Consider the following 2,240-nt stretch of genomic DNA (forward strand, 5'->3'; position numbering starts at 1 on the left):
GCCACCAAGTCGGTCTCCAACACGATCGACTATCACGTCTATCAGGCCATCCTGACCCCCAACGGGGCCAAGAGCGAAGTGCCGGCACCGGACTGGATCTTGACCGACGAGTTGACCCAGTAATCAATCCGCCCGCAACACCGTTGAATCGGCATGGACGGCGATCGAACATTCGGGCATCGTTGCGGGCAACAGCAGGGACTGTCCCCGCCGCAGTTCGATCGATGCGTCATCGGTCGTCAACGTTGCGGTTCCGATCGGAACGGTCAGGATGTGAAAACGCCCGTCACCGCCGACGACGTCGCTGCCGTTTTCCAGCGACGAGAGCACGAACTTGTCACAGGCGACCAATCGCTGCCAACCGCAGGCCGACGGGTCGCTCTTGAGTGCTTCGACGGGGCCGGACTCGTAATCGGTGACCGCCAACGATTGTTCGATGTGCAGCGGACGCGGGTTGCCGTCGGCACCGACCCGGTTCCAGTCGAACAATCGAAACGTCGTGTTGCTGGATTGTTGGATTTCCGCGATCACCAGACCGGCGCCCAACGCGTGGACGGTCCCTGCGGGAATGAACACGCAATCCCCGCGTGACGGATGAAACGAGTGCAGCACGCGGTCGGTTTCGCCCGCGGCCATCGCTTCGGCCAAGGCGTCGCGATCGACACCCGATTTCAGCCCCGCATAGATCAGGCTGCCCGGTTCGGCATCGACCACGTACCAGGCTTCGGTCTTGCCGCGGTCGGGAACATCCATCGTCGCCCCGTAGGCGTCGTCGGGGTGGACTTGGACCGACAGGACACGATTGCAGTCCAGATATTTCAAGAGCAGCGGAAACTTCGCTTCCTCGGACGATTCTCCGAGTGTCCAGGCTGCGTCATTTTGAATCAGCCCGGAGAGGGTTTGGCCGGCCAGCGGCCCGTTTTCGACCACGCTCTGATCCTGGCCGTGATCGACGATTTCCCAGCTTTCGGCGTAGTTTTGCTCGTCACCGATGGGTTTTCCCAGCAACTGCCCCAACTTGGAGCCTCCCCAGAGGGTTTGTTTGATCAGGGGGCGAAATTGCAGGGGATACGGAGATTCTTTCCCAAACATGGTCTTCCTAGAGGTGACAAATGGCGGCGCAATTGGTTCAAATATACGGATGATGAATCCGCGGTCACGAAGATCTGCTTGAAAGCGCCAAATGTAGCGGACATGGACAGTCCGACTTTCCGGACGCTTTTGCTAAACTGTTCGGCTATGGATTTCGGCCGAACCAAGGAATTCTCTCTGATGGAATTCTTTCTGGTGGTCCGATAGTCGTCACTTGCTGTGGACGGCTGCGTCGGTCTATCGCGCTCATTCAACTTTCCTGGAACAGTTAATCAATCGTGGACGCTACGGCTCAACGCAACGCTTCGGCCCGCTCTCCCCAAGCCACACGGCCGAAAGACGATCTTTTCGAAAACTCGACGATGACCTTCGGCGAGCACCTCGAAGAGCTCCGGCATTCTCTCGTCCGTGCCATCATCTGCCTAGGCATCGGACTGGCCGTCGGATTGACGGTCGCCAATCAAGTCGTCCGCTACGTCGCCGAACCGCTCAAAGCGGCGATCGTGGACTTCAATGCCAAGCGAAGTTTAGCGATGCTCGGCTATGAAGACTTGGACGATCCAGATGTTCAGGCATTGCTGCCGTTGATCACCGAACGCTCGCTGAAGTGGCAGGTGATTTACGAGATCCCCGACGAACTGCAAAACCTGACCCCCGAATCGATCGAGCTGATTCCGAAGTCCGGCTCGCCAACCGAACCGCCCGTCGTCAGCGAACCGCAGAAAGCGAAATCGAAAGCGAAACAGCCCGAGACGCAAACGCCTCAGCCGCAGAAGCCGGAATCACCGGCCGCCAATCCGCCGGCTGCCAATATGTCCCTCGAGAACGACGCTCCCGACGAGGTGGAGGTGGTCGAGTCCGCCCCCACCGTCTCGATCGCTGCCGCAGCCGGTCCGGTCGCAGCAACACCCGGGGCACGCGTCAAACCGCGTGAGATCGCGGACATCTTGCGTGCCCTCCCCGCAGCGTCGGATCTGCGACCCAAAGTCCAGTTCATTCGCGACACCAAGGGGCTCAGCACGTTCAAGGTCGAAGAGTCGTTCATGATTTGGGTCAAGGCGGGATTGATCGTCGGTGCGGTGCTGTCGTCGCCGGGCGTGTTTTATTTCCTTTGGCAATTCGTCGCCGCGGGACTACATCAACACGAA

At 59.3% G+C, this 2,240-nt stretch carries 2 protein-coding genes; one reads left to right on the forward strand and one right to left on the reverse strand.

All coding sequences use genetic code 11. The annotated features are described in order from the left end of the window. Positions 1-123: 123 nt before the first annotated feature. Positions 124-1,092 carry a type I phosphomannose isomerase catalytic subunit gene (locus ABX749_RS30310; protein ID WP_372899323.1) on the reverse strand — a complete coding sequence of 323 codons (969 nt, stop codon included), beginning with the start codon at positions 1,090-1,092 and terminating at the stop codon, positions 124-126. A gap of 278 nt (positions 1,093-1,370) precedes the next feature. On the opposite strand from ABX749_RS30310, the gene ABX749_RS30315 reads away from it, so the two are divergent. Next, the coding region (locus ABX749_RS30315) for a twin-arginine translocase subunit TatC (RefSeq protein WP_372899324.1) at positions 1,371-2,240 on the forward strand (870 nt) is incomplete at its 3' end.

The sequence above is a fragment of the Stieleria sp. genome (genome assembly GCF_041595215.1).
GTDB classification, from domain to species: domain Bacteria; phylum Planctomycetota; class Planctomycetia; order Pirellulales; family Pirellulaceae; genus Stieleria; species Stieleria magnilauensis.